Here is a 21,692-nt window from a genome sequence, read left to right on the forward strand (position 1 = left end):
CATGGCGACGGTGCTCGTGGTCGGGAGCGGGATCGCCGGGCTCGTGGCCGCGATCCACGCGAGTGAACGGCACGAGGTCGTGGTCGTCACCAAGGACGTCCTCGGCCAGAGCAACACGCGCTATGCGCAGGGCGGGATCGCCGGGGTCATGTTCGACGACGACCGCGTCGAGGACCACGTCCGGGACACGCTGCTGGCCGGCGCGGGGCTGTGCGACGAGGAGGCCGTCCGGGTGCTCTGCACCGAGGGGCCCGAACGGATCCGCGAGCTCATCGCCTTCGGTGTGGCGTTCGACCGCGACGGCGACGGCTTCGCGAAGGGCCTCGAAGCGGCCCACTCCTACCCCCGGGTGCTGCACGCCGGCGGTGACGCGACCGGCGCGGCGATCGAGACGGCGCTCGTCGAGACGCTTGCGGCCCGGCGGGTAACCGTGCTGGAGCACACCGTCCTCGTCGACCTGGTCGTCACCGCCGGGACGGTCACCGGTGCACACCTCCGGTCCTCCGAGCGAGGTGCGTTCACCGTCGACGCCGACCAGGTGATCCTCGCCACCGGCGGTGTCGGGCAGCTCTACCCGTTCACGACCAACCCGGCGGTGGCGACGGGCGACGGCGCCGCTGCAGCACTCCGTGCTGGAGCGGTGCTGGCCGACGTGGAGTTCGTCCAGTTCCACCCGACCGCGCTCGCCACACCCGGAAGCTTCCTCGTCTCCGAGGCCGTCCGTGGCGAGGGGGCCGTCCTCCGGGACGCGAACGGTGAACGCTTCATGCGGGAGCTCCACCCCGACGCCGAGCTGGCACCACGCGACGTCGTCGCCCGAGGGATCGCGCGGGCCATGGCCGCGCAGGGCGGCGCCCCGGTGACGCTCGACGCGACCGCGCTCGGTGCGGACCGCCTCGCCGCGCGGTTCCCGGGGATCGACGAGCACCTCCGAGCCTCCGGCGTCGACTGGTCGCGCACACCGGTCGCCGTCGCCCCGGCCGCACACTATTGGATGGGCGGTGTCGCCACGGACCTCGACGGCCGGACCACCCTGCCCGGGCTCCTCGCCGTGGGCGAAGTCGCTCGCACGGGCGTCCACGGGGCCAACCGCCTCGCCTCCAACTCGCTCCTCGAGGGTGCCGTCTTCGCGGCCCGCGCCGTCGCGGCGATCGATGCGGCACCGGGTCCGATCGCCGGTCGCCCGAGGCTCGGTGGTGAGCGGGTCGTCCTCGATCCCCTTGCGGCCGATGACGACCTCCGACTCCCAACGGACGCCGTCGAGCCCTTCAGCCGCGCGGCGCTCCACGCCGTGATGTGGCGGGATGCCGGGCTGGTCCGTGACGCGCGTGGTCTCGAGCTCGCGCGCCGGACCCTGGACCGTTGGTCGACCGAGCTCGACGACGTCGTCACCGCGCCACGGTCGGTCGCGGCCACCGAGGACCGCAACCTCCTGCTGCTCGCCCGGGCCGTTGTCGCCGCTGCCCTCGCGCGCACCGAGTCACGCGGTGCCCACGCCAGGGACGACCATCCCGGTGTCGATCCGGATCAGGCGTCGCCCATCGCGATCGTCCTCGCCACCTCGGCCGACGCGCCCCAGCCCACCACCCACCCATCCGTGAACGGAACCGTGCTCGCACCATGCTGACCCCACACCTCATCGACACCACCGTCACCGCGGCCCTCGTCGAGGACGCCCCGTGGGGCGACCTGACGGCGGCGGCCCTCATCCCGGAGGACGCCACGGCCTCGGCCTCCCTGGCCGCCCGCGAGGCGGGCGTCTTCAGCGGTTCGGCCGTGTTCGAGGCGGCGTTCCGACTGACCGACCCACGCATCACGGTCGCGTTCCTCGTCGCCGACGGCGAACGGTTCGCTGCGGGCGACACCATCGCCATGGTGTCGGGTCCGGCGCGTGCCGTCCTGACCGCTGAGCGCGTCGCCCTGAACTTCGTCCAGCGGATGAGCGGCATCGCGACCATCACCGCGGCGTACGTCGAAGCCGTGTCCGACACCCGCGCCCGCATCGTCGACACCCGGAAGACGACCCCGGGCCTGCGCGTCTTCGAGCGCCACGCGGTGCGATCGGGCGGCGGGCACAACCACCGCCATTCGCTCTCCGACGCCGTCATGGTCAAGGACAACCACCTGGCGGTCCTCCTCGAGCGCGGCCTGACGGTCACCGAGGCGTTGCTGCGGGCTCGCGAGGAGCTCCCGCACACGACGACGATCGAGGTCGAGGTCGACCGCCTGGACCAGATCGAGGCGGTGCTCGCGGCGGGCGTCGACACGATCATGCTCGACAACTTCACCGTCGACCAGCTCCGCGAGGGCGTCGCGCTGATCGCCGGCCGCGCCATCGTGGAGGCGAGCGGGAACGTGACGCTGACGACGGTGCGGGCCATCGCGGAGACCGGCGTCGATGTCATCTCCTCCGGTGCCCTCACCCACAGCGTCCGGTCCCTCGACCTCGGGCTCGACGTCTCGGTCGACTGAGATGCTCTACCTCGACAACGCCGCGACGACGCCGGTGCGCCCGGAGGTGCTCGAGGCGATGTGGCCGTACCTGACGAGCACCTTCGGCAACCCGTCGAGCCATCACACCGTCGGCGAGGCGGCGGCCGGGGCGTTGCGGGACGCCCGGCGACGCGTCGCGACCGTGCTGGGCGTCCGACCTGGAGACGTGGTGTTCACCTCGGGCGGCACCGAAGCGGACAACCTCGCAGTCAAGGGCATCACCCTGGCGGCCCTCGATCGCGGACGCCATGTCGTCACCTCGCCGATCGAGCACGAGGCGGTCGCGGAATCGGTCGCGTACCTCACGCGGTTCCACGGGGTCGAGGCCACCGTCCTCCCGGTGGACGGGACCGGCCTGGTCGACCCGGCCGAACTCGCCGCTGCACTGCGGCCGGACACAGTGCTCGTCTCGGTGATGGCGGCCAACAACGAGATCGGCACGGTCCAGGACCTGTCGGCGCTCGGAGGCGTCGCCCAGGCCGCAGGCGTCCCGTTCCACACCGATGCCGTGCAGGCGGCGGGATGGCTGCCGCTCGGACTGGATCGCCTCGGCGTGGACGCGCTGAGCCTGGCCGGCCACAAGCTCGGTGCTCCGAAGGGCGTCGGACTGCTCGCCGTGCGCGGCTCCCTGCCGTTGGAACCGCTCCTGCACGGTGGCGGTCAGGAACGCGGTCGCCGGAGCGGGACCGAACAGGTGGCCGCCGCCGTCGGGCTCGCGACGGCGCTGGAGCTCGCCGAGCGTGATCGGGTGGAAGCGGTGGACCGCGTCAGCGGACTGCGTGACGCGTTCATCGCGAGGGTCCTGAACGAGGTCCCGCGTGCTCGGTTGACGGGCCACCCCGAACGACGCCTACCGGGCATCGCATCGTTCGTGTTCCCCGGGACCTCCGGCGAGGCGGTCCTCCTCGAACTCGAACGGCGGGGCGTCATCTCCTCGAGCGGCTCCGCGTGTGCCGCCGGCAGCGACGAGCCGTCACCGGCCCTCCTCGCGATCGGCATCGCTCCGGAGGTCGCACAGACCGCCGTGCGCTTCAGTTGGACCGCCGCCGTCACTGCGGCCGAGCTGGACCGGACGGCGAACGCCGTCGTCGCCTCGGTGGAGGCCGTCGCGGGTCTCCGCTGAACCCCACGACGCCCGACCGGACGGATCCGGCCGGGCGCTCGGTGCCGGGTGTCCGACGCCGGGTGTCTGGCGGCGCTCACCGCCGGAGGCTGGGCTACGGTGGGATCCATGAGCACCGAGCAGGACGCGGCAGACCGCGCACGACGTCGACACGACAACGAGGACGCTGACGCCGTCACCCGGTTCCTCGCCGAGCGTGACCCGGAGTACGACCTCCACACGGAGCGTCTGGTCGACCCGGAGGAGGTCATCCTCAAGGACTGGCTGCCGCACGCGACCCCGACCGACGGTGGCGCCCCCGCTCCCTGAGGGACGACGCCCACCCGCGCCGGATCGTCTCATGATCTAGCCGTCCACGCCTCGGAACACAAGTGGTTGCCGTGCGGGCGCGGGCCCGCGAGGCTTGAACGGTGACCGAGAGTCGGGATCAGAGACGGAGCTGACATGGGATTCCTGGACAACGCCAAGGACGCTGCTGAGGCGACCGGCCGGAAGATCGGCGAGACCGTCGAAGACGCCAAGGACCGGATCGGCGACAAGGTCGACGAGGCCAAGGCCGACGCGAAGGTGAAGCAGGCGGAGGCCGACGTGAAGAAGGCCGAGGCCGAGCGCGACACCACCGAGGCGAAGAACGACTACAAGGAGCAGCTGCGCGACTGACGCGCCCTCTGAACGACGAGGACCCCGCCTGGCGAACGCCGCGGGGTCCTCGCTCATTGTCGGGGCGCGGGTCTCCCCCGGCGACAACCGGGGCCGGTGATGCCGATGTGATCGCCGAGACCCGCCGGAAAAGGGTTCTGACAGCGCCGATCTCGAGTGCCATCATGAACGGTAGCCGCGGACGCCCGGCCCGCGACCCGTTCCGACGAGGTGGCCGACATGTCGATCCTCCGCACCATTCCCGAAGCCGATGCCGATGCGACGACGGCCGCGATGTACGACGACGACATCGCCGACCAGGGTTTCGTCGCGGCGCACACGAAGGTGATGGCGTTGAACCCCGGGGCCTACGCCGCATGGGAGGCGCTGATCGGTGAGATCGCCCGACCGCTCGGCCTGCGACGCTACGAGCTCGTGACGCTCGCCGCGGCGCGAGGGACGCGGTCACGGCATTGCCGTCTCGCTCACGGCCGGAGATCGCTGTCGCTGTTCGAGGAGGACCAGCTCGTGCGCATCGCGGCGGACTATCGCGACGCCGGTCTGAGCCCCGCGGAGGTCGCGATGATGGCCTACGCGGAACGGGTGGGTCGCGACTCGGACCGGATGACCGACGCCGACAGCCTGACCCTGCGCCAGCACGGCTTCTCCGACCGGGAGATCCTCGACATCACCCTCGCTGCGGCCGCCCGCAACTACTACAGCCGAGCGATCCAGGCGCTCGCGGTCGACGTCGACGTTCCGGAGGACATCAGACCCGAACTGCGGGACGCGCTCGTCCGGGGCCTCTGAAACGCGACACCGCGGGCTAGCGCTCCGAGACCTGGCCTGCTTCGACGACCCACCGCCGTTCGATCCGGACGGTGTCGAGCATGCGGCGGTCGTGGGTGACGAGGAGGAGTGTTCCGTCGTAGCTCTCGAGTGCCTCCTCGAGCTGTTCGATCGCAGCGAGGTCGAGGTGGTTCGTCGGCTCGTCCAAGACCAGCAGGTTGATCCCCGTCGCCTGGAGCACGGCGAGCCCGGCGCGGGTGCGCTCCCCCGGCGACAACTCGTCGACGGGTCGGTTCACGTGGTCGGCCTTCAGCCCGAACTTCGCCAGGAGCGTCCTGACCTCTCCCGGACTGAGGTCGGGCACGATCGCCTCGAAGCGGTCGGCGAGCGGCTCCGTGCCGACGAGCAGTGAGCGGGCCTGGTCGATCTCGCCGATCCGCACACTCGAGCCGAGGCTCGCGCTGCCCGCGTCGGATTCGCGACGACCGAGCAGCGTCGCGAGCAGGGTGGACTTGCCGGCGCCGTTGGGCCCCGTGATGCCGATCCGATCGCCCACGTTCACCTGGAGCGACAGAGGGCCGAGCTGGAAGTCGCCCTGCCGGACGACGGCCTCGGACAGCGTCGCGACGACCGTGCTCGAACGCGGTGCGCTGCCGATCGTGAACTGCAGCTGCCACTCCTTGCGCGGTTCCTCGACCTCGTCCAGCCGAGCGATGCGGCTCTCCATCTGCCGGACCTTCTGGGCCTGCTTCTCCGAGGACTCCGCCGAGGCCTTCCGCCGGATCTTGTCGTTGTCGGGCGCCTTCTTCATCGCGTTCCGCACGCCCTGGCTGGACCACTCCCGCTGCACCCGGGCGCGACCGACGAGATCCGCCTTCTTGTCGGCGAACTCGTCATAGGCGTCGCGGGCGTGCCGCCTGGCGACCTCGCGCTCCTCGAGGTAGGCCTCGTATCCTCCCCCGAAGACCCGGTTGCTCTGCTGCGCGAGGTCGAGTTCGAGGACGCGCGTGACGCAGCGGGCGAGGAACTCACGGTCGTGGCTGACGAGCACCACACCTCCGCGCAATCCCTGTACGAAGCGTTCGAGCCGCTCCAAGCCGTCCAGGTCGAGGTCGTTGGTCGGTTCGTCGAGGAGGACGATGTCGAATCGCGACAGCAGCAGCGCCGCCAGTCCGACGCGAGCGGCCTGCCCACCGGACAGTGAGGTCATCATCGTGGTCGTGACATCCGCGTCGAGGTCCAGCCCGAGGTCGGCGAGGACCGCGGGGATCCGCTCCTCGAGATCGGCCGCGCCGCTCGCCAACCAGCGGTCGAGGGCGGCGGAGTAGACGTCCGCGGGGTCCGCGCCGGCCTGCGGGGGTTCGGCGAGCGCCGCGGCGGCCGCGTCCATCGCCTCGGTCGCCGCAGCGCAGCCGGTGCGCCGGGCGATGTAGGCGGCGACACTCTCACCGACGACGCGCTCATGTTCCTGCGGGAGCGCGCCCACGAAGGCGTCGGACGGCGACAGCGTGATCGTGCCGGCCTGCGGTTCGAGCGAGCCGCCGAGGAGCTGCAGCAGCGTCGACTTCCCCGCGCCGTTCATCCCGACGACGCCGATGACGTCGCCCGGCGCCACCGTCAGATCGAGGCCGTCGAACAGGGTGCGGTGGCCGTGTCCTCCGGCCAGGCCTTGGGCCACGAGCGTTGCAGTCATGCTGCAATCGTCTCATTCCGTCCGGGCCTCGGTGAACGTTCATTTCGCGCCACGAGTCGGCGGAGTAGCGTATCGCATCACGATAACGATTGGCTACATCAGGAGCGCTAGCTGATCTAGCGACCCCCGAAGGTGGTACACAGGGAACAGTTGCGGTTGATGTCGCCATCCTCGTTGGCTTCGCGCCCCTCCCACACGGAAGGGGCCTTCATGCGCCTCGAACTCTCCCCACCTGACCACAGCGCCAGACCCGGTCGCACTCGCCCACGGCTCTTCGCCGCAGCGGCAGTCGTGACCGTCGGACTCCTGGCCATCGGTGCCGGACCGGCGAACGCCGCGACCTCGATCGACGGCCCGATCTTCCTCGGTACGGCAGCCGACTACGGCGTCCTCGCCGCATCGGCCGTCACCAACACCGGCGCGACCACGATCAACGGCGACCTCGGGCTGAGCCCGGAGAGCTCCGTGACCGGCTTCCCGCCGGGCCTCGTCAACGGCACCCAGAACGTGACGAACGAGCCCGCCGCCCTGGCCAAGAACGACCTCCTCAAGGCGATGGGCGTCGCCTCCAGCCTCACGCCGGCCCCGCAGCAGGTCGGTGAGCTCACCGACCTCAACCTCACTCCCGGCGTCTACGCCGGCGGAGAGATCTCCCTCACCGGAAACGTGACGCTCACCGGCACCGCGGAGTCGGTCTGGGTCTTCCAGGCGGCGAGCACGCTGAAGACCGGCATCGGTTCCTCGGTCACCCTCGTCGGCGGCGCGAGCGCCTGCAACGTGTTCTGGCGTGTCGGCAGCGACGCCACGCTCAACGGAGGCGCGCCCTTCGTCGGCACGATCCTCGCCGACACGTCCATCTCCACGGGAGCGGGCACGGTCGTCGAAGGACGTCTCCTCGCGTCCACCGGCGCCGTGACGCTCATCAACACCGTCATCAACCGGCCGACCGGCTGCGACGACGGCAGCGGCTCCGAGGTCACGACGAGCCCGGAGATCACCTCCGCTCCGCTCCCCGGCGGCACCGTCGGCACGACCTATGACAGCACGGTCACCTCGACCGGCAGCCCCGACGCGACGTACACGGTCACCTCGGGTGTCCTGCCCCCGGGACTCGTCCTCGACAGCGTGACCGGTGGCGTGACCGGCACGCCCACGACGCCCGGGACCTACACGGTCACCATCACCGCGAGTAACGGCAGCGCGCCCGACGACTCCATCGAATCGACGATCGTCATCGTCCCGCCGGGCACCCCGCAGGTCCCCGGGCAGCCGGCCGTTCCAGCCGGAGACATCACGAGGCTCCCCGACACCGGGTTCCAGGGATCCACGCTCGCGATCGTGGCCGGCTCCCTGCTCGGCCTCGGCCTGCTCGCGGGCATCGCCTCGGTGATCGTGCGACGTCGTCGACGCGACCAGCTGGGTGGCTGACGCGACGCTGGTCGGCAGCCTGACGCCGTGACCGTAGGCTGAGGGCATGGATCACAAGCAGCTGCGCTCCTTCGTCGCCTCCGCGGAGACCCTCCACTTCGCGAAGGCGGCCAAGGCGCTCGGTGTGCCGCGAAGCACCGTCGTCGCCGACGTCCGGAAGCTCGAGGAGAGCGTCGGAGCGGAACTGTTCGCTCGCGACGTGGAATCCACGCAGCTGACGGACGCCGGCTACGCGTTCCTCATCGAGGCGCGTCGCCAGCTCGACGCCTCTGCGGCAGCGGCAGCGAAGTCGGCTCCCGCGCCGGGCGGCAAAGCCAAAGCGAACAAGGGCAAGGGTCGCGCGCCGAAGGTCAAGGGCGAGCCGCTGCCGTACAAGAAGCGCCAGGGCCGCTGAGCCGCACGCGCCGTCAGCGGTCCTGCGTCTCCGACGAGGATTCGACGACCCGCACCGATTCGTTTCGCCGCTCCGCGTCGGCTCGGGCCGTCCGTGCGATCGACAGGAGGGTCTCGACGGGCGTCGGCGCGGCCGAATCCACCGCGACGCCGAGGTTCGCAGCACCGGCGAAACCGTCGAGCTGCTGCGTCACGGCCTCCCGGTAGCCGGCGGCGATCGGTGCCGCGAGGTCGTGGAGCCCCGAGAGGCCGGTCGGCCCTGGTTCGACCGACGTGGCCACGAGGATCGTCCCGCCCCACACTCGCGTACAGACGGACCCGGCCGGCAGCTCCCGGAAGACCGCGGCTGCGAGCAGTGCCTCCAGCTCCCCCGCCGTCGCCATCCCGTAGGCGCGGCGGAGGTCGCCGTAGCCGTCGATCGCCACGACGAGGATCGCGAGGCGACTGTCGGACTGCTGCCTGTCGCGGAGTCGGGTCGCCTCGGCGATGAAGGCGCGGCGCCCCACCGTGCGGACGCCCACCCGCTCCGAGGAGAGGCGCTGCTTGCGCTCCCAGGAGCGTAGGAGGACGAGGCCGACGGCGATCGCGACGACGAACACGAGGTTCATGTAGGTCACGATGGGCGTGCTGAACAGCCGCTCGAAGATCTCCGAGTGAGGACCCACCGTGAGGTAGACCGCGAGGCGCACGGCGGTGAACACCGCGTGCAGGATCATGACCACGACGAGCACCAGTGACGCCGGTGCCGTTCGCATCCGCCCCCGTCGCGCCTCGTACGCGACCAGGAGCGACAGCATGATGAGCGAGATGAGCCGGGCGATGGTGCCGGCCCACTCCGGGTCGTCGGTGGGGTCGAGGACGGCGGAGATCGCCGTCCCCCCGACGAAGAGGGTGCCGAGCAGCACGAGGCTGCGCCGACCGTTGAACAGCCGGCACCCGACCCACAGGGCGGCGATCGAGGCGACCATGGCGGCGTTGGCGACGGCGACGATCCATACCGAGTCGCCGTTGAGCGTGGCGGCGAGATAGCTGACCGCGGAGAGCAGGGTGGTGGCGAATCCGGACATCCAGGCTGCCATATGGCGTCCGGCGAGGGTTCGCGCGCTGTCGAGTCCGTAGAAGATCCCGCACGCGGCGCAGACGATCACCGCCACCACCAGCATGCTCGCCAGATCGATCGTCACCCGTGGCCTCCCCGAGGCGCCCGTTCGGGTGGCGCCTCATCGAGCGTACCGCCGGAGCACGACCCCGCTGGCGGCAGGGACGTCGGAAGCATCTGGGTGCTGAACCACGGAGACCCGATGTGCCACCATCGATCCATGCGCGAATCGCCCGACCGTCCCGTCGCCGTCCGCGCGACGGCGTTCCGTGGCACGTCGAGATGGCGCCGACGGCCGCTGCGGTTCGTCGGCTACGACGCCCTCCTGCCGGACGGTTCCGTCAGGTTCGACGTGGATCTCGCCGCAGCCATGCCTGCCCACCCGGCGGATGCCTCGACCCGCGACACCAACGTCCACGATCGCTGTCCCGAGGTCGGTGCCGGTCCGTGGGTCGACGGGTTCGGTCGTGCCGTCGATGGGCCGGACGACGGCGGACCGCCGCTGAGCGCACGGCGCGGCGCGCGCCCGCGACCCACCGACCTGCCCGGCCGCCGCCCATCGGCGAAGGTCGGGCGACGCTGGCGCACCGGCTTCGGCGTGGCAGCGCTCGGCCTCGGTGCCCTGCTCGTCATCGGCCCGCTCCGCGACACCCCTGTGGGCTTCCTCGGGGTGGTCAGCGCGTTCGCCGGGCTCGCAGCTCTACTGGGCTTGGTCCCTCGCGCCAGACGATGGTGGTGACGGTCGATCGCCTCGACCCGGAGTGCGCGTTCTGTCCCGAAACCCGTACGCAGGCGACAGAACGCGCACTCTCGGCGTGGAAGTGTGACGCTACGCGGCCGCAGGCTTCAGTGGCGTGATCGCCGCGATCTGCTGCGAAAGCCGATCCTCGGCGAGATCGAGCTCGTAGCGCATCTGCAGGTTGAGCCAGAATTGCGCCGAAGTGCCGAAGTACTTCGCAAGCCGGAGCGCGGTGTCCGCTGTGATGGACCGTTTGCCGTGGACGATCTCATTGATGCGACGTGGTGGGACTCCGATGGACACCGCCAGCTTGTTCTGCGTGATGCCGAACCCCTCGATGAAGTCCTCCATGAGCACGTCACCGGGGTGGATCGGTGCTAGCTTGCCGCTCGAGTCAGTGATACTCAACGATCTCCACCTCCTCGGGCCCCTGTCCGTCCACAGGAACAGATTCTCCATTGGTCGTTGATCCTGATGCTGTGCTGCCCGGCACGATCGCCCTTGAGCGGCTCGAGTCGGTTGCCCGGTGGGACCTGAAGATCGTCGAGCATCTCTGCGGCACCCACCTGGCGAAGCTTCCGGAGCGCAACCCGATGGATCCGAGGATCGATCGCACATAACCTGCTGGCGGCAGGAGACACCTGCACTGATGACGCCGTCTGTCGCAACCGATCTGGGGATATCTAAGCCAAATAAACGTCGACGAGCCAGCTACATACTCACGTCGGGACCAACGATCGAGATCAAGCTCAACCTAGCTTTCGACTCCTCACGAGCCCTGCCCTTAGCACAGCAGCGGCCACAGGGACTCCCGACGCAATCCCCGCAGAGCACCTGTAGGCCACTCCGATTTCCACAGATGTAGACCTTAGGTGGAATCTGCCGAATAATGTCCCTACCACGGCCACACACCCTTCTGCGCGGGGCCCAGAAGCATCTTGAGGGCAAAAACAACAAGAATCTCGAAGAGAACTGTACGCTCATTCGAGGGCCGCTCTTCAGGCGGGACCCACCATCTGGTCGCAACCGTCTTGAGTGGCGGCCATCGAACGGCTCCGCAGGCTCCCAACACGTACCGATAGGACGAACACCTTGCAAATCGACGCGAACAAGCGAACCCTCGGTGAAGTACTCCAGCAAGGACAACATATCGTCCCGAGATATCAACGCAGATACGCTTGGGAGCCACAGAATATTAGGGACTTCTGGACAGACACGACCGAAGCCACCGACCCACACTTTCTCGGCAGCATGGTAACCAGCGGCACGACGTCAGCACCGCGCGAAGTCATCGATGGACAACAACGCCTTACTACTGCAATCATCGCCCTGAGCGCGATTCGAGACTTGTATCTTGAGCTCAACAGCCCGGGTAGAGTAACTGGAATTAATGAATATCTCGAGTTTTTCGACCGAGACGGCATTCGCAATCATCGACTGAAGAATCGAGATGCCAGTGCAGCGAGTAGGCTCAACGACAACGTTCTTCTTAGGAAAGAGGATCGAGCAACCTCCCCAGGCTACGATCCGGAATCACTCGAGTCGCAGGCGTACGTCATATTTGACGATTTGCTACGCACCGAACTCAAGGTCCGACAGGACAAAGTCGAACACTTAGACACAATCCGCGACGCAATCCTTGAATCGGAGGTTGTCTATATCAATGTGGAAGATCGAAAAAATGCATTTACAATCTTCGAGACCCTGAACGATCGCGGCAAGAGTCTCACCGTAATGGATCTGGTGAAGAACATGCTGTTCGCCGAGATCGCTTCCGGGGATGAGGATAGCTCAGAGCGTGGATGGTCCGAAACACTCGAAACCCTGGACGAGCTCACCTTCGAGGGAATGACGCCTGACTTCTTTCTATATTACGCCTGGAATTCTCGCTATCATCCCAAACATGCCGGTACCGAAATCATCGAGCAGGCCCGATTGCGTCGATCCATAGCCGATCACTTGGACGACTGCGGAGAACGCAACGAGGCTGCGCAAGCTCTAATCAGGGACCTCTGGACAGACGCCCGGATTCTTGCCAGCTTAGACCAGACGCTCATGAGCAACGGTTCTGCCGACTCCTGGCGCGAGTTGGATAAGAATTGGAGACGAGACAAGTACGAAGACTTGTGCGGGCGACTTTACGGCATCCTCGTCGCTGGCTCGAGCCAGCCACTTCCCCTTCTCGTTGCTCTAATGCGCTCATTTCTCCAAGCCAAGGCAGGTATCTCTCGGCGCAGACTTCTTCAGTTCTTACGACTCATTGAGAGTTTCCAGTTTCGTTGGAGCATAGCCCAACGACCCTCCACCTCAACTATTCGCCGTCTCTATCGACAGGCAGCTTCAGCCGTCTCCGCCGCTGCATCGACGACCGCCATTGACAACGCGATGACCGGCTTCAAAGTCGGTGCTTCTAAGATAGAAGCATCGGACGCACAGTTCCGTGATGGAATCGGTCGGCTCGCGTACTCTCGAACCCGAGCGAAAGACTCGTTCCGTATCCGCCACATTCTCACGAGAACCGAGAGATCATATGCGGCCACAAGGCTCGACCTGGGGCGACAGCTCTCCCTTGAGCACCTTCAAGGCCTTGAAGGGAGGTCTGAGGCGACTCAACGAAACTCGTGGATCTTCAAGATTGGAAATCTTGCGCTCGTACCTCCCGAGGTCAACGCAAGCTTGCCGAAGAAGTTCGACGACAAGTGCGTCGAGCTCAAGAAGTGGGTCAATCCTGAGGACGAGCCGCTGATCGCCGCCCTAGAAACAGAAATCTGGAAGGCCGAACAGTCGAACGAGCGTCTGTCATCGATCGCTCAGCGGGCGCTGGATCTGTGGCCTAAGCTTCAGACCTGAGCTAGATTGACTTCGGGAGTCGCTTCAGTTTCTTCTGGCCGCCCAGTCGACGCAAGGATTCGAGGTTACCTACGCGACGTGTTGTGAAGTCTTCGATCTCCGCGTGCTCGCGCCAATAGTACGGCGCTTCGTAGTGAGGGTCACCTTGACAAGTTCGCTAGCCTTCTCACAGCTCAAAGGTGAGCCTGCTCCAAGTGCACGTGTGTCCGGTCACCACCGGCGTGAAGATGGCAAATGTTGCGTCAGAGCGGATACAGTTCGGGCCCGGAAGTTTCGAGGGGCTCAGGGCTGCTCCGCGCCACTTTTCGTGAGCCGGACCATGTCGGTGGCCGACACTACGCTGATCGTGTGAACAATGAAATGTGGCGCCCTGTAATCCCTACCGGCAGAGAGGAAGCGTTGACCGAGAGCTTCCCTAGCTACATGAGGGAGGCCATCTTTCGATGGATACATGGCATCATCGATGTAAGTAGCGGCTACGCCTACACGCACAGATTTGTGGACTTTCAGAACGCGACTCGCGCGAATTTGGGCTTCGAGGCAGACAGGCTGCTGGACTGGGAAAACCAGATCCTCCCCTATCTCCGTGATCTGCCCGATAACGCTTTCACTAACTTGGTCGACTATTTCGCCAGCGACAGTTATTTTCCCACCGGAAGTCCTCACCCGCTAGAAGCTATTCTCAGTAACGGCGGATCAGCATGGACGATGGTCCGCTGGAACGCTGTAAACGCTCGTCTCGCAAAGCGAGTCCCGGATGGAGTACAAGAAGCAGTCCGCAGCGTCCTACAAGCGTCGGATGCGGCATCAAAGAAGCTCCAGGAAGCATGGCTCGACGCTTATGGGACCAACCCGCGTGCTTCCGTCGCCTATAATCACGCTGTCGTGGCTGTAGAGATTGCCGCGCTATCTGTGATTCCCACCGGAAAGACCGAGCCGACACTTGCTAATGTCTTCTCCCTCCTCGAGGCTGATACGCCGAGCTGGCGACTTGTCTTCCGAGACAACTCGAAGGCTCCCGGGGCCAAGAGTCTCGCTATGATGCTCCGAACACTCTGGAGAGGACACGAGAGCCGACACGGCCGCCCTGATTATGCTGACGCCAGCCTCGAAGAAGCGCGAGCCGCAGTCATTCTTGCAGCGACCCTCGTCCAGTGGTTCACCTCTGGAGTCGTGGCATCTACTACAAGTTAGATGTGCACGAGCCAATCGGGACGAAGGCGGATGTAGTCTGACGGGAGACCGAGGCGATCGTGGTTGACGTGAGATTGTTCAATGTACCCACCGTCAACCTTTGGCCGTCGACGCTGATCTATCATGAGAGCGGGTAAGCGGCCACGCTCGCCCGAACTCGGACAGCGGACCACAGGCGCTAGAACGATTGTGGCGGTTTACCTTCACTCGAAAGTCGGCCCATACCTTTCAGAGTCGTCAGAGCAATTTCGTGAGTCGCCGGATGTGCGAGAGGTTACCTTGTCCCCGCCGGTAGTACCCGGCGGGTCTGCGCACACCTCGGGCAGCATTTCTACTCGGTCCCGTTCTGCGCCTACTTTCGGAGATTGAACTGACTCGAGAGTTTCAGTTCCGCGAGAAGCCTCGCCACTGCTGAGCCGAAGCACAAGATCCCAGGGCCGGAATGAACGGCCCGAAAAGTGGGGTACCAACGGGCTGTGATGATGAGACAAAGCCCTGACGTCCGAGATGAGTCTCCATTACCTCGTCCGCGACGCGGAATGGACGGTTGAACCTAAGGTCAGCCTTGCATGCCAAGAGGTCTGGCCGATGGCAGCATCAGATAGATGCCGGAAATCGGTATCGTGCCCTGGGATGTTTCGTGAGTTCACGCGGCGACGCTGCGCATGCTGCAAGTAACGACCCCGCAACCAATCACGGCCACAGATGACTAGACGGCGGCTCGACCTGCTGGTCCGAACCGTTCCCTGAAGGTGCGAGACTGCGCAAGTTCAGACGTTGAAGCGGAACTCCACGACGTCGCCGTCCTGCATGACGTAGTCCTTGCCCTCCATGCGGGCCTTGCCCTTGGAGCGCGCCTCGGCGACGGAGCCGGTCTCGACGAGGTCGTCGAACGAGATGACCTCGGCCTTGATGAAGCCCTTCTCGAAGTCCGTGTGGATGACGCCGGCCGCCTGGGGCGCCTTGGCACCCTGCGGGATCGTCCACGCACGCGACTCCTTCGGCCCCGCCGTGAGGTAGGTCTGGAGACCGAGCGTCGCGAAGCCGATGCGTGCGAGCTGGTCGAGGCCGGACTCGGTCTGGCCGGTCGACTCAAGCATCTCGCGGGCGTCGTCCTCGTCGAGGTCGACGAGCTCCGACTCGAGCTTGGCGTCGAGGAAGACGGCCTTCGCCGGTGCCACGAGGGCGGCCAGCTCGTCGAGCTTCGCCTGGTCCTGCAGGACGTCCTCGTCGACGTTGAACACGTAGATGAACGGCTTGGCCGTGAGGAGACCGAGTTCCTTGATGGGCGCGAGGTCGATCTTCGTCGCCGAGAGCGGGGTGCCGGCGTTCAGCGCGTCCTGCGCCTCCTTCGCCGCCGTGAGGACGGAGGGGTCGAGCTTCTTGCCCTTGACCTCCTTCTCGAACCGGGTGATCGCCTTCTCGAGCGTCTCGAGGTCGGCGAGGATGAGCTCGGTGTTGATGGTCTCCATGTCGGAGGCCGGGTTCACATCGCCGTCGACGTGCACGACGTCGGGGTCGGCGAAGCCGCGGACGACCTGCGCGATGGCGTCGGCCTCACGGATGTTCGCGAGGAACTTGTTGCCGAGCCCCTCCCCCTCACTCGCGCCCTTGACGATGCCGGCGATGTCGACGAAGGACACCGCGGCGGGCAGGATGCGCTCGCTGCCGAAGATCTCCGCGAGCTTGCCGAGCCGGGCGTCGGGCAGTTCGACCACGCCGACGTTCGGCTCGATCGTCGCGAACGGATAGTTCGCTGCGAGCACGTTGTTGCGCGTGAGCGCGTTGAACAGGGTGGACTTGCCGACGTTGGGCAGGCCGACGATGCCGAGAGTAAGAGCCACGAGGGTCTATCGTACTTGGCCGCGCGTCCCCGTGGGTCGCGCCTCCGCTCCGGGCACGGATCGGCACCGTCGATCGAGCGGGTTGCGGCGTGCCACCCGAGCGGTGTCGGACGCTGGTGCGAGGGTGAGGACGTGCCACTGGATTTCACCGCCATCGACTTCGAGACCGCGAACTCGTCATCCGCCTCCGCCTGCAGCGTGGGCCTCGTCAGGGTCCGCGACGGCATCGTCGTCGACCGTGCGGGCTGGCTCATCCAGCCCCCTGCCGGACACGACGCGTTCCTCGAGTGGAACACCCGCATCCACGGGATCGTCGCCACCGACGTCCTCGGGGCGCCGGGCTGGGCGGACCAGCTCGACACGCTCCTCGACTTCGCCCAGGGTGACGCCCTCGTCGCCCACAACGCCGGCTTCGACATGGGCGTCATCCGGGGTGGCTGCGCCGCCACCGGCCTCGACTGCCCCGACCTCAGCTACCTGTGCAGCCTCAACGTCGCCCGCAAGACGTACCAGCTCGACTCCTACCGGCTCCCCGTGGCGGCCCTCGCCGCCGGGTTCGACGACTTCCAGCACCACGACGCCACCGGCGACGCCGAGGCCTCCGCGCACATCATCATCCACGCCGCCGCCCGCCATGGAGCTTCCTCGATCGCCGAACTCGCGCAGCTCACGAGCGTGAAGATCGGCCGGATCGGGACAGCCGTCGCCGCCTGAGCGCGCGGTCGCCGCGCGGCCTCCGAGCGATGTCGGCGGCCCGCGACACACTGAGGGCATGGACAGCGCACTCGCCCTCGGGATCGGCCTCCTCATCGGACTCGTCATCGGCGCAGCCGTGGCGGTCCTCCTGCTGCAGCGGCGCGCCGGCGCGGGGTCGGTCGACCCGGCGCTGCTCGAGGCCAGGCACACCGCCCAGCTCGCCGACCTCCGCGGCCAGCAGGCGCAACTCCTCGCCGATGCGTCCGCCCGGGAGGCGGAAATCCGGGCCGCGCTGCGCGCCGAACTCGCCGCACTCGACGCCACAGCCGACGGGCTCGGACGTGAGCTGAACGCCCAGCGCGAGCAGTACCGCGAGCTCGCCGAGCGCCACCGCGCCGACGCCGAACGACGATCGCGCCAGTCACACGAGGAGAGTCAGGTCCTGCAGGCCCTCGCGCCGGTGCAGCACAGCCTCGAACACATGCAGGCGAAGGTCGCGGAACTCGAGCAGCAGCGCAGCCGACAGCACGGCGAGCTCGCACAACAACTGAAGACGGCTTCGGAGTCCGAGGAACGACTGCGGTCGACGACGGAGTCGCTCGCCTCGGCGCTCCGCAACAACGCCACGCGCGGCGTCTGGGGCGAGACCCAGCTCCGCAACGTCGTGGAGGCCGCAGGCCTCACGCAGCGCGTCGACTTCGACCTGCAGTCGAGCATCACGTCCGACAACGGCATCGGTCGACCAGACATGGTCGTGCGACTCCCCGGCGGCAAGTCGATCGCGGTCGACGCGAAGGTGCCGTTCGCGCAGTACCTCGAAGCCAGCACCATCCCCGTCACCGCGACGGGCGAGGAGGCCGCACGGCGCACCGCCCTCCTCGCGCAGCACGTGAAGGCCGTGCGGTCGCACGTCGACGCCCTTGCGGCGAAGGGGTACTGGCGCGGCCTCGAGTCGAGCCCGGAGTTCGTGATCTGCTTCATCCCGAGCGAGTCGCTCCTCGCCGCAGCGCTCGAGGCCGACGCGAGCCTGCTCGACTACGCCTTCGGCAAACGGGTCGCCCTCGCCTCCCCCGTCAACCTGTGGGCGGTCCTCAAGACGGTCGCGTTCACCTGGCAGCAGGACGTCCTCACCGAGGACGCGAAGCGACTGTTCGACCTCGGCAAGGAGCTCTACCAGCGGCTCTCGACGCTGTCGGACCACGCCGACCGCCTGCGCCGGTCCATCGAGAGCACGGTCACCAACTACAACCAGTTCGCCTCGTCGTTCGAGACCCGCGTGCTCGTCACGGCGCGCAAGCTCGACGCCCTCGACGAGGCGACGGTCATCGGTCAGGTGAGCCAGAGCGACGCCTCACCGAAGCGCCTCACCGCACCGGAGGCGCAGCCCTCGCCGGAGCCGTCCGACGGCGAGCCGAGCGAGCTCGAGGCGCGACTCGCGCACCGGCTCCAGGACTGACCTGCACGAACGCCGCACGACGAAGCGCCCGGTCCCACAGTGAGGTGGAACCGGGCGCTTCGCTCCGCTGGAGGAGCGGCTACAGCCACTTCGCAGCGAGGTGGTCCGCCTCGACGCGACGGATGGTGCCGGAACGCGACCGCAGCACGAGGCTCTCGGTGCGGATGATCGGCCCCTTGCGCTGCACACCGTCGACGAGTTCACCGTGGGTGACGCCCGTCGCGACGAAGTACGTGTTGTCGCCTCGGACGAGGTCGTTCGCGCCGAGGACGCGGTCGAGGTCGTGACCGGCCGCGAGCGCACGCTCACGCTCGGCGTCGTCCTTCGGCATGAGCTTGCCCTGGATGAGCCCGCCGAGCGCCTTCACCGCACACGCGGTGATGATGCCCTCAGGCGTGCCGCCGATGCCGACGCACATGTCGATCCGCGAGTCGTAGCGCGCGGCGTTGATGCCACCCGCGACGTCGCCGTCGAGCAGCAGCCGTGTCCCGGCACCCGCCGCGCGGATCTCCTCGATGAGCTGCGCGTGGCGCGGTCGGTCGAGGACGGCGACGCGGATGTCCTCGGGCTGCTTGCCCTTGGCCTTCGCGAGCTCGCGGATGTTGTCGCCGATGGACTGGCTGATGTCGACGACACCGATGCCGTCGGCACCGGTGACGATCTTGTCCATGTAGAACACCGCGGACGGGTCGAACATGCTGCCGCGGTCGGACACGGCGATGACGGAGAGGGCGTTCTGGCGGCCGGCGGCGGTGAGGCTCGTGCCGTCGATCGGGTCGACGGCGATGTCGCAGGACGGGCCGCGGCCGTTGCCGACATGCTCGCCGTTGAACAGCATGGGCGCTTCATCCTTCTCGCCCTCGCCGATGACGACCACGCCGTCGAAGTTGACGGTGCCGAGGAAGGCGCGCATGGCGTCGACCGCTGCGCCGTCGGCGGCGTTCTTGTCGCCTCGCCCGATGAACGGCGCCGCCCGGATCGCGGCGGCCTCCGTCGCTCTCACGAGCTCCATGGCGAGGTTGCGGTCGGGCTGCAGATAGTGGGAGCCGGTTTCAGGCTGGGTCACTGGATCCTCCATGGATCGCTCGCCTCGTGGGACACGACGCTTCGGTGGATGAGGGTTTCAGCCTATCGAACCGGGCTGGGAAGGCCGCTGGGTGCGTCTCGATCGAGGCGCTTCCGTGACCTCGTCAGCGGGCTTCCGGGACCGACGACGACGGACTCGACCATGACACCGCCGTCCGCTTCGACCCGGACTCCGGCGAGTTCGGCCCCGGCGGCGAGCGCGGTCGCCGTGACGGCGCTGAGCAGCAGCCAGGCGTCATCGCGGCAGAGTTCGTCGAGCGGGACCTCGCGATCGAGATCGGTCCCGGCCTCGACGAGCCGCGCACGTTCCTCCGGCGACTGCGGTGCGAAGCGCGCCGTCATCCAGCCGCCGAGGGCCCGGACCGCGGCAGCCGTGAGGATGCCCTCCGGAGCCCCGCCCACACCGAGGAGCAGATCGAGGTCGCCGTCGGCGGCCGCAGCCCGCAGGGACAGGGCGACGTCGCCGTCCATGAAGCTCACGAGCTCGGCACCGGCGGCGGTCACGGCCTGGGCTGTCGCCGCGTTCCGAGGACGGTCCTGGACCGCGACCCGCAGCTGCTCGACCGGCCGCCCCAGCCGGGCCGCGAGCCGGTCGAGGGTCACCGCGATCGGGTCGGCCAGCGACAACTCGCGTCCCCCGCCGGCGGCGACGAGCTTCTCGAGGTAGTACGCCGGGCCGATGTCGAACATCGCACCGCGCGGGGCGATGGCGATCACGGCGACGGAGTCCGGCTTCCCGGAGGCAGCGAGCTTCGTGCCGTCCACGGGGTCGACGGCGAGGTCGATCGCCGGCCCCGCTCCCGTGCCGAAACGTTCCCCGACGAAGAGCATGGGCGCCCGGTCCTTCTCGCCCTCCCCCACGACGACGCGCCCGTCGACCGGGAGCGATTCGAGCGCTCGGCGGAGCGCATCGACGGCGACCCCGTCGATGCGCATGCCGTCTCCACCTCCGACGAGACCCGCGACGGCGGCAGCCGCGGCCCTCGTGGCGTCGAGGAAGCCGTCGAGGAGGTCGGTGTCCGGAGTGCGCTCGATCATGTCCCCATCGTGCCGTATGCCTCGGAGCCCGAGTCACTAGACTTCAAGGCGAATCGTCCCCACGCAAGGAGAAGACATGCCCGTCGCCACCCCGGAACAGTACGCAGCGATGCTCGACAAGGCGAAGTCGAACGGGTTCGCGTACCCGGCGTTCAACGTCTCGAGCAGCCAGACCATCAACTCCGTCCTCCAGGGCCTCACCGAGGCCGGTTCCGACGGCATCATCCAGGTCACCACGGGCGGCGCCGACTACTTCGCCGGCCACACCGTGAAGAACCGTGCCGCCGGCGCGATCGCCTTCGCGAAGTTCGCGACCGAGGTCGCCAAGAACTACCCCGTCACCGTCGCGCTCCACACCGACCACTGCCCGAAGGACGCGCTCGACGGCTTCGTCATGCCGCTCATCGCCGCCTCCGAAGAAGAGGTGAAGGCCGGTCGCAACCCGATCTTCCAGTCCCACATGTGGGACGGCTCGGCGGTCCCGCTCACGGAGAACCTCGAGATCGCGACCGAGATGCTGAAGCGCACCAAGGCCATCAACGCCATCCTCGAGGTCGAGATCGGCGTCGTCGGCGGCGAAGAGGACGGCGTCAGCCACGACATCAACGAGCACCTGTACACCACGCTCGACGACGCCATCGCGACCGTCGAGGCGCTCGGCCTCGGCGAGCAGGGTCGCTACATGGCCGCCCTCACCTTCGGCAACGTGCACGGCGTCTACAAGCCCGGCAACGTCAAGCTCCAGCCCGAGCTGCTGAAGACCATCCAGGACGGCCTCACCGCCAAGTACGGCCACGGCCCCAAGCCGCTCGACCTCGTCTTCCACGGCGGGTCGGGTTCCACCGACGCGGAGATCGCCGAGGCCGTCGCGAACGGTGTCGTCAAGATGAACATCGACACCGACACGCAGTACGCGTTCACCCGCTCGATCGCCGGCTACATGCTCTCGAACTACGAGGGTGTGCTGAAGCTCGACGGCGAGGTCGGCAACAAGAAGGTCTACGACCCTCGCGCCTGGGGCAAGGTCGCCGAGTCGGCGATGGCCGCTCGCGTCCTGGAGTCGACGAAGCAGCTCGGCTCGTACGGCACCAGCACCTCCTAGTCACCTGCACCAACAGAACGGGCCCGGCAT

Annotated in this window: 20 protein-coding genes and 1 pseudogene; 14 read left to right on the top strand and 7 right to left on the bottom strand. The window is 67.6% G+C overall.

Annotation, left to right across the window (positions count from 1 at the left end):
• Position 1: 1 nt before the first annotated feature.
• The 6 genes from nadB (at position 2) to ACQ3HE_RS04320 (ending at position 5,065) form a co-directional block, all read left to right on the top strand.
• A complete protein-coding gene (gene nadB / locus ACQ3HE_RS04295) occupies positions 2–1,627 on the top strand; it encodes an L-aspartate oxidase (protein ID WP_430891432.1) in 1,626 nt (541 codons plus the stop codon).
• A complete protein-coding gene (nadC, locus tag ACQ3HE_RS04300) occupies positions 1,621–2,472 on the top strand; it encodes a carboxylating nicotinate-nucleotide diphosphorylase (RefSeq protein ID WP_430891433.1) in 852 nt (283 codons plus the stop codon). The genes nadB and nadC overlap by 7 nt, the downstream gene beginning before the upstream one ends.
• Before the next feature lies 1 nt (position 2,473).
• Positions 2,474–3,616 (top strand): cysteine desulfurase family protein, encoded by a 1,143-nt coding sequence (locus tag ACQ3HE_RS04305; protein WP_430891434.1) that lies wholly within the window; start codon positions 2,474–2,476, stop codon positions 3,614–3,616.
• A gap of 108 nt (positions 3,617–3,724) precedes the next feature.
• Complete coding sequence (locus tag ACQ3HE_RS04310) at positions 3,725–3,925, top strand: hypothetical protein (protein ID WP_064296429.1); 201 nt, start codon at positions 3,725–3,727, stop codon at positions 3,923–3,925.
• Positions 3,926–4,060: 135 nt separating this feature from the next.
• Positions 4,061–4,276, top strand: a complete 216-nt coding sequence (locus tag ACQ3HE_RS04315; RefSeq protein ID WP_079705518.1) for a hypothetical protein — start codon at positions 4,061–4,063, stop codon at positions 4,274–4,276.
• Positions 4,277–4,495: 219 nt separating this feature from the next.
• On the top strand, positions 4,496–5,065 hold the full coding sequence (locus ACQ3HE_RS04320) for a carboxymuconolactone decarboxylase family protein (RefSeq protein ID WP_430891435.1): 570 nt from the start codon (positions 4,496–4,498) through the stop codon (positions 5,063–5,065).
• A gap of 16 nt (positions 5,066–5,081) precedes the next feature.
• Here the strand turns inward: ACQ3HE_RS04320 and ACQ3HE_RS04325 are convergent, their stop codons facing one another.
• On the bottom strand, positions 5,082–6,737 hold the full coding sequence (locus ACQ3HE_RS04325; protein ID WP_430891436.1) for an ABC-F family ATP-binding cassette domain-containing protein: 1,656 nt from the start codon (positions 6,735–6,737) through the stop codon (positions 5,082–5,084).
• Between the two features lie 210 nt (positions 6,738–6,947).
• Between ACQ3HE_RS04325 and ACQ3HE_RS04330 the strand changes: the two genes are divergently transcribed.
• Both ACQ3HE_RS04330 and ACQ3HE_RS04335 read left to right on the top strand, forming a co-directional pair.
• Positions 6,948–8,165, top strand: coding sequence for an ice-binding family protein (locus ACQ3HE_RS04330; RefSeq protein ID WP_430891437.1), 1,218 nt, complete (start codon positions 6,948–6,950; stop codon positions 8,163–8,165).
• A 46-nt stretch (positions 8,166–8,211) separates the two neighbouring features.
• Entirely contained in the window at positions 8,212–8,559 is a 348-nt protein-coding gene (locus ACQ3HE_RS04335; RefSeq protein WP_064296432.1) for a LysR family transcriptional regulator, read from the top strand.
• Positions 8,560–8,572: 13 nt separating this feature from the next.
• Here the strand turns inward: ACQ3HE_RS04335 and ACQ3HE_RS04340 are convergent, their stop codons facing one another.
• A complete protein-coding gene (locus ACQ3HE_RS04340) occupies positions 8,573–9,742 on the bottom strand; it encodes a hypothetical protein (protein WP_430891438.1) in 1,170 nt (389 codons plus the stop codon).
• A gap of 135 nt (positions 9,743–9,877) precedes the next feature.
• On the opposite strand from ACQ3HE_RS04340, the gene ACQ3HE_RS04345 reads away from it, so the two are divergent.
• Complete coding sequence (locus ACQ3HE_RS04345) at positions 9,878–10,396, top strand: hypothetical protein (RefSeq protein ID WP_430891440.1); 519 nt, start codon at positions 9,878–9,880, stop codon at positions 10,394–10,396.
• Between the two features lie 90 nt (positions 10,397–10,486).
• Here the strand turns inward: ACQ3HE_RS04345 and ACQ3HE_RS04350 are convergent, their stop codons facing one another.
• Positions 10,487–10,804, bottom strand: a complete 318-nt coding sequence (locus ACQ3HE_RS04350) for a HigA family addiction module antitoxin (protein WP_430891442.1) — start codon at positions 10,802–10,804, stop codon at positions 10,487–10,489.
• A pseudogene (locus ACQ3HE_RS04355) lies at positions 10,791–11,043 on the bottom strand (type II toxin-antitoxin system RelE/ParE family toxin). Before ACQ3HE_RS04355 ends, ACQ3HE_RS04350 begins: the two are co-directional and overlap by 14 nt.
• A 388-nt stretch (positions 11,044–11,431) precedes the next feature.
• Here ACQ3HE_RS04355 and ACQ3HE_RS04360 point away from each other — a divergent pair.
• Both ACQ3HE_RS04360 and ACQ3HE_RS04365 read left to right on the top strand, forming a co-directional pair.
• Positions 11,432–13,246 (top strand): DUF262 domain-containing protein, encoded by a 1,815-nt coding sequence (locus tag ACQ3HE_RS04360; RefSeq protein WP_430891444.1) that lies wholly within the window; start codon positions 11,432–11,434, stop codon positions 13,244–13,246.
• Between the two features lie 423 nt (positions 13,247–13,669).
• Complete coding sequence (locus ACQ3HE_RS04365) at positions 13,670–14,440, top strand: hypothetical protein (RefSeq protein ID WP_430891446.1); 771 nt, start codon at positions 13,670–13,672, stop codon at positions 14,438–14,440.
• A 770-nt stretch (positions 14,441–15,210) separates the two neighbouring features.
• Here the strand turns inward: ACQ3HE_RS04365 and ychF are convergent.
• Positions 15,211–16,284, bottom strand: coding sequence for a redox-regulated ATPase YchF (gene ychF, locus ACQ3HE_RS04370; RefSeq protein ID WP_085510494.1), 1,074 nt, complete (start codon positions 16,282–16,284; stop codon positions 15,211–15,213).
• Between the two features lie 132 nt (positions 16,285–16,416).
• Between ychF and ACQ3HE_RS04375 the strand changes: the two genes are divergently transcribed.
• A complete protein-coding gene (locus tag ACQ3HE_RS04375) occupies positions 16,417–16,998 on the top strand; it encodes an exonuclease domain-containing protein (RefSeq protein ID WP_064296572.1) in 582 nt (193 codons plus the stop codon).
• A gap of 58 nt (positions 16,999–17,056) precedes the next feature.
• The gene (locus tag ACQ3HE_RS04380; protein WP_430891448.1) at positions 17,057–18,436 is read left to right on the top strand and encodes a DNA recombination protein RmuC; all 1,380 of its coding nucleotides are present in this window, start codon (positions 17,057–17,059) and stop codon (positions 18,434–18,436) included.
• Positions 18,437–18,515: 79 nt separating this feature from the next.
• Here the strand turns inward: ACQ3HE_RS04380 and glpX are convergent, their stop codons facing one another.
• The gene (gene glpX, locus ACQ3HE_RS04385) at positions 18,516–19,514 is read right to left on the bottom strand and encodes a class II fructose-bisphosphatase (RefSeq protein ID WP_064296437.1); all 999 of its coding nucleotides are present in this window, start codon (positions 19,512–19,514) and stop codon (positions 18,516–18,518) included.
• Between the two features lie 50 nt (positions 19,515–19,564).
• Complete coding sequence (locus tag ACQ3HE_RS04390) at positions 19,565–20,560, bottom strand: fructose-bisphosphatase class II (RefSeq protein WP_430891449.1); 996 nt, start codon at positions 20,558–20,560, stop codon at positions 19,565–19,567.
• Positions 20,561–20,636: 76 nt separating this feature from the next.
• Here ACQ3HE_RS04390 and fbaA point away from each other — a divergent pair, with 76 nt between their 5' ends.
• Entirely contained in the window at positions 20,637–21,662 is a 1,026-nt protein-coding gene (gene fbaA / locus ACQ3HE_RS04395) for a class II fructose-bisphosphate aldolase (protein WP_085510491.1), read from the top strand.
• Positions 21,663–21,692: the final 30 nt, after the last annotated feature.

It is taken from the genome of Plantibacter auratus (assembly GCF_050587365.1).
Taxonomy (GTDB): domain Bacteria; phylum Actinomycetota; class Actinomycetes; order Actinomycetales; family Microbacteriaceae; genus Plantibacter; species Plantibacter auratus.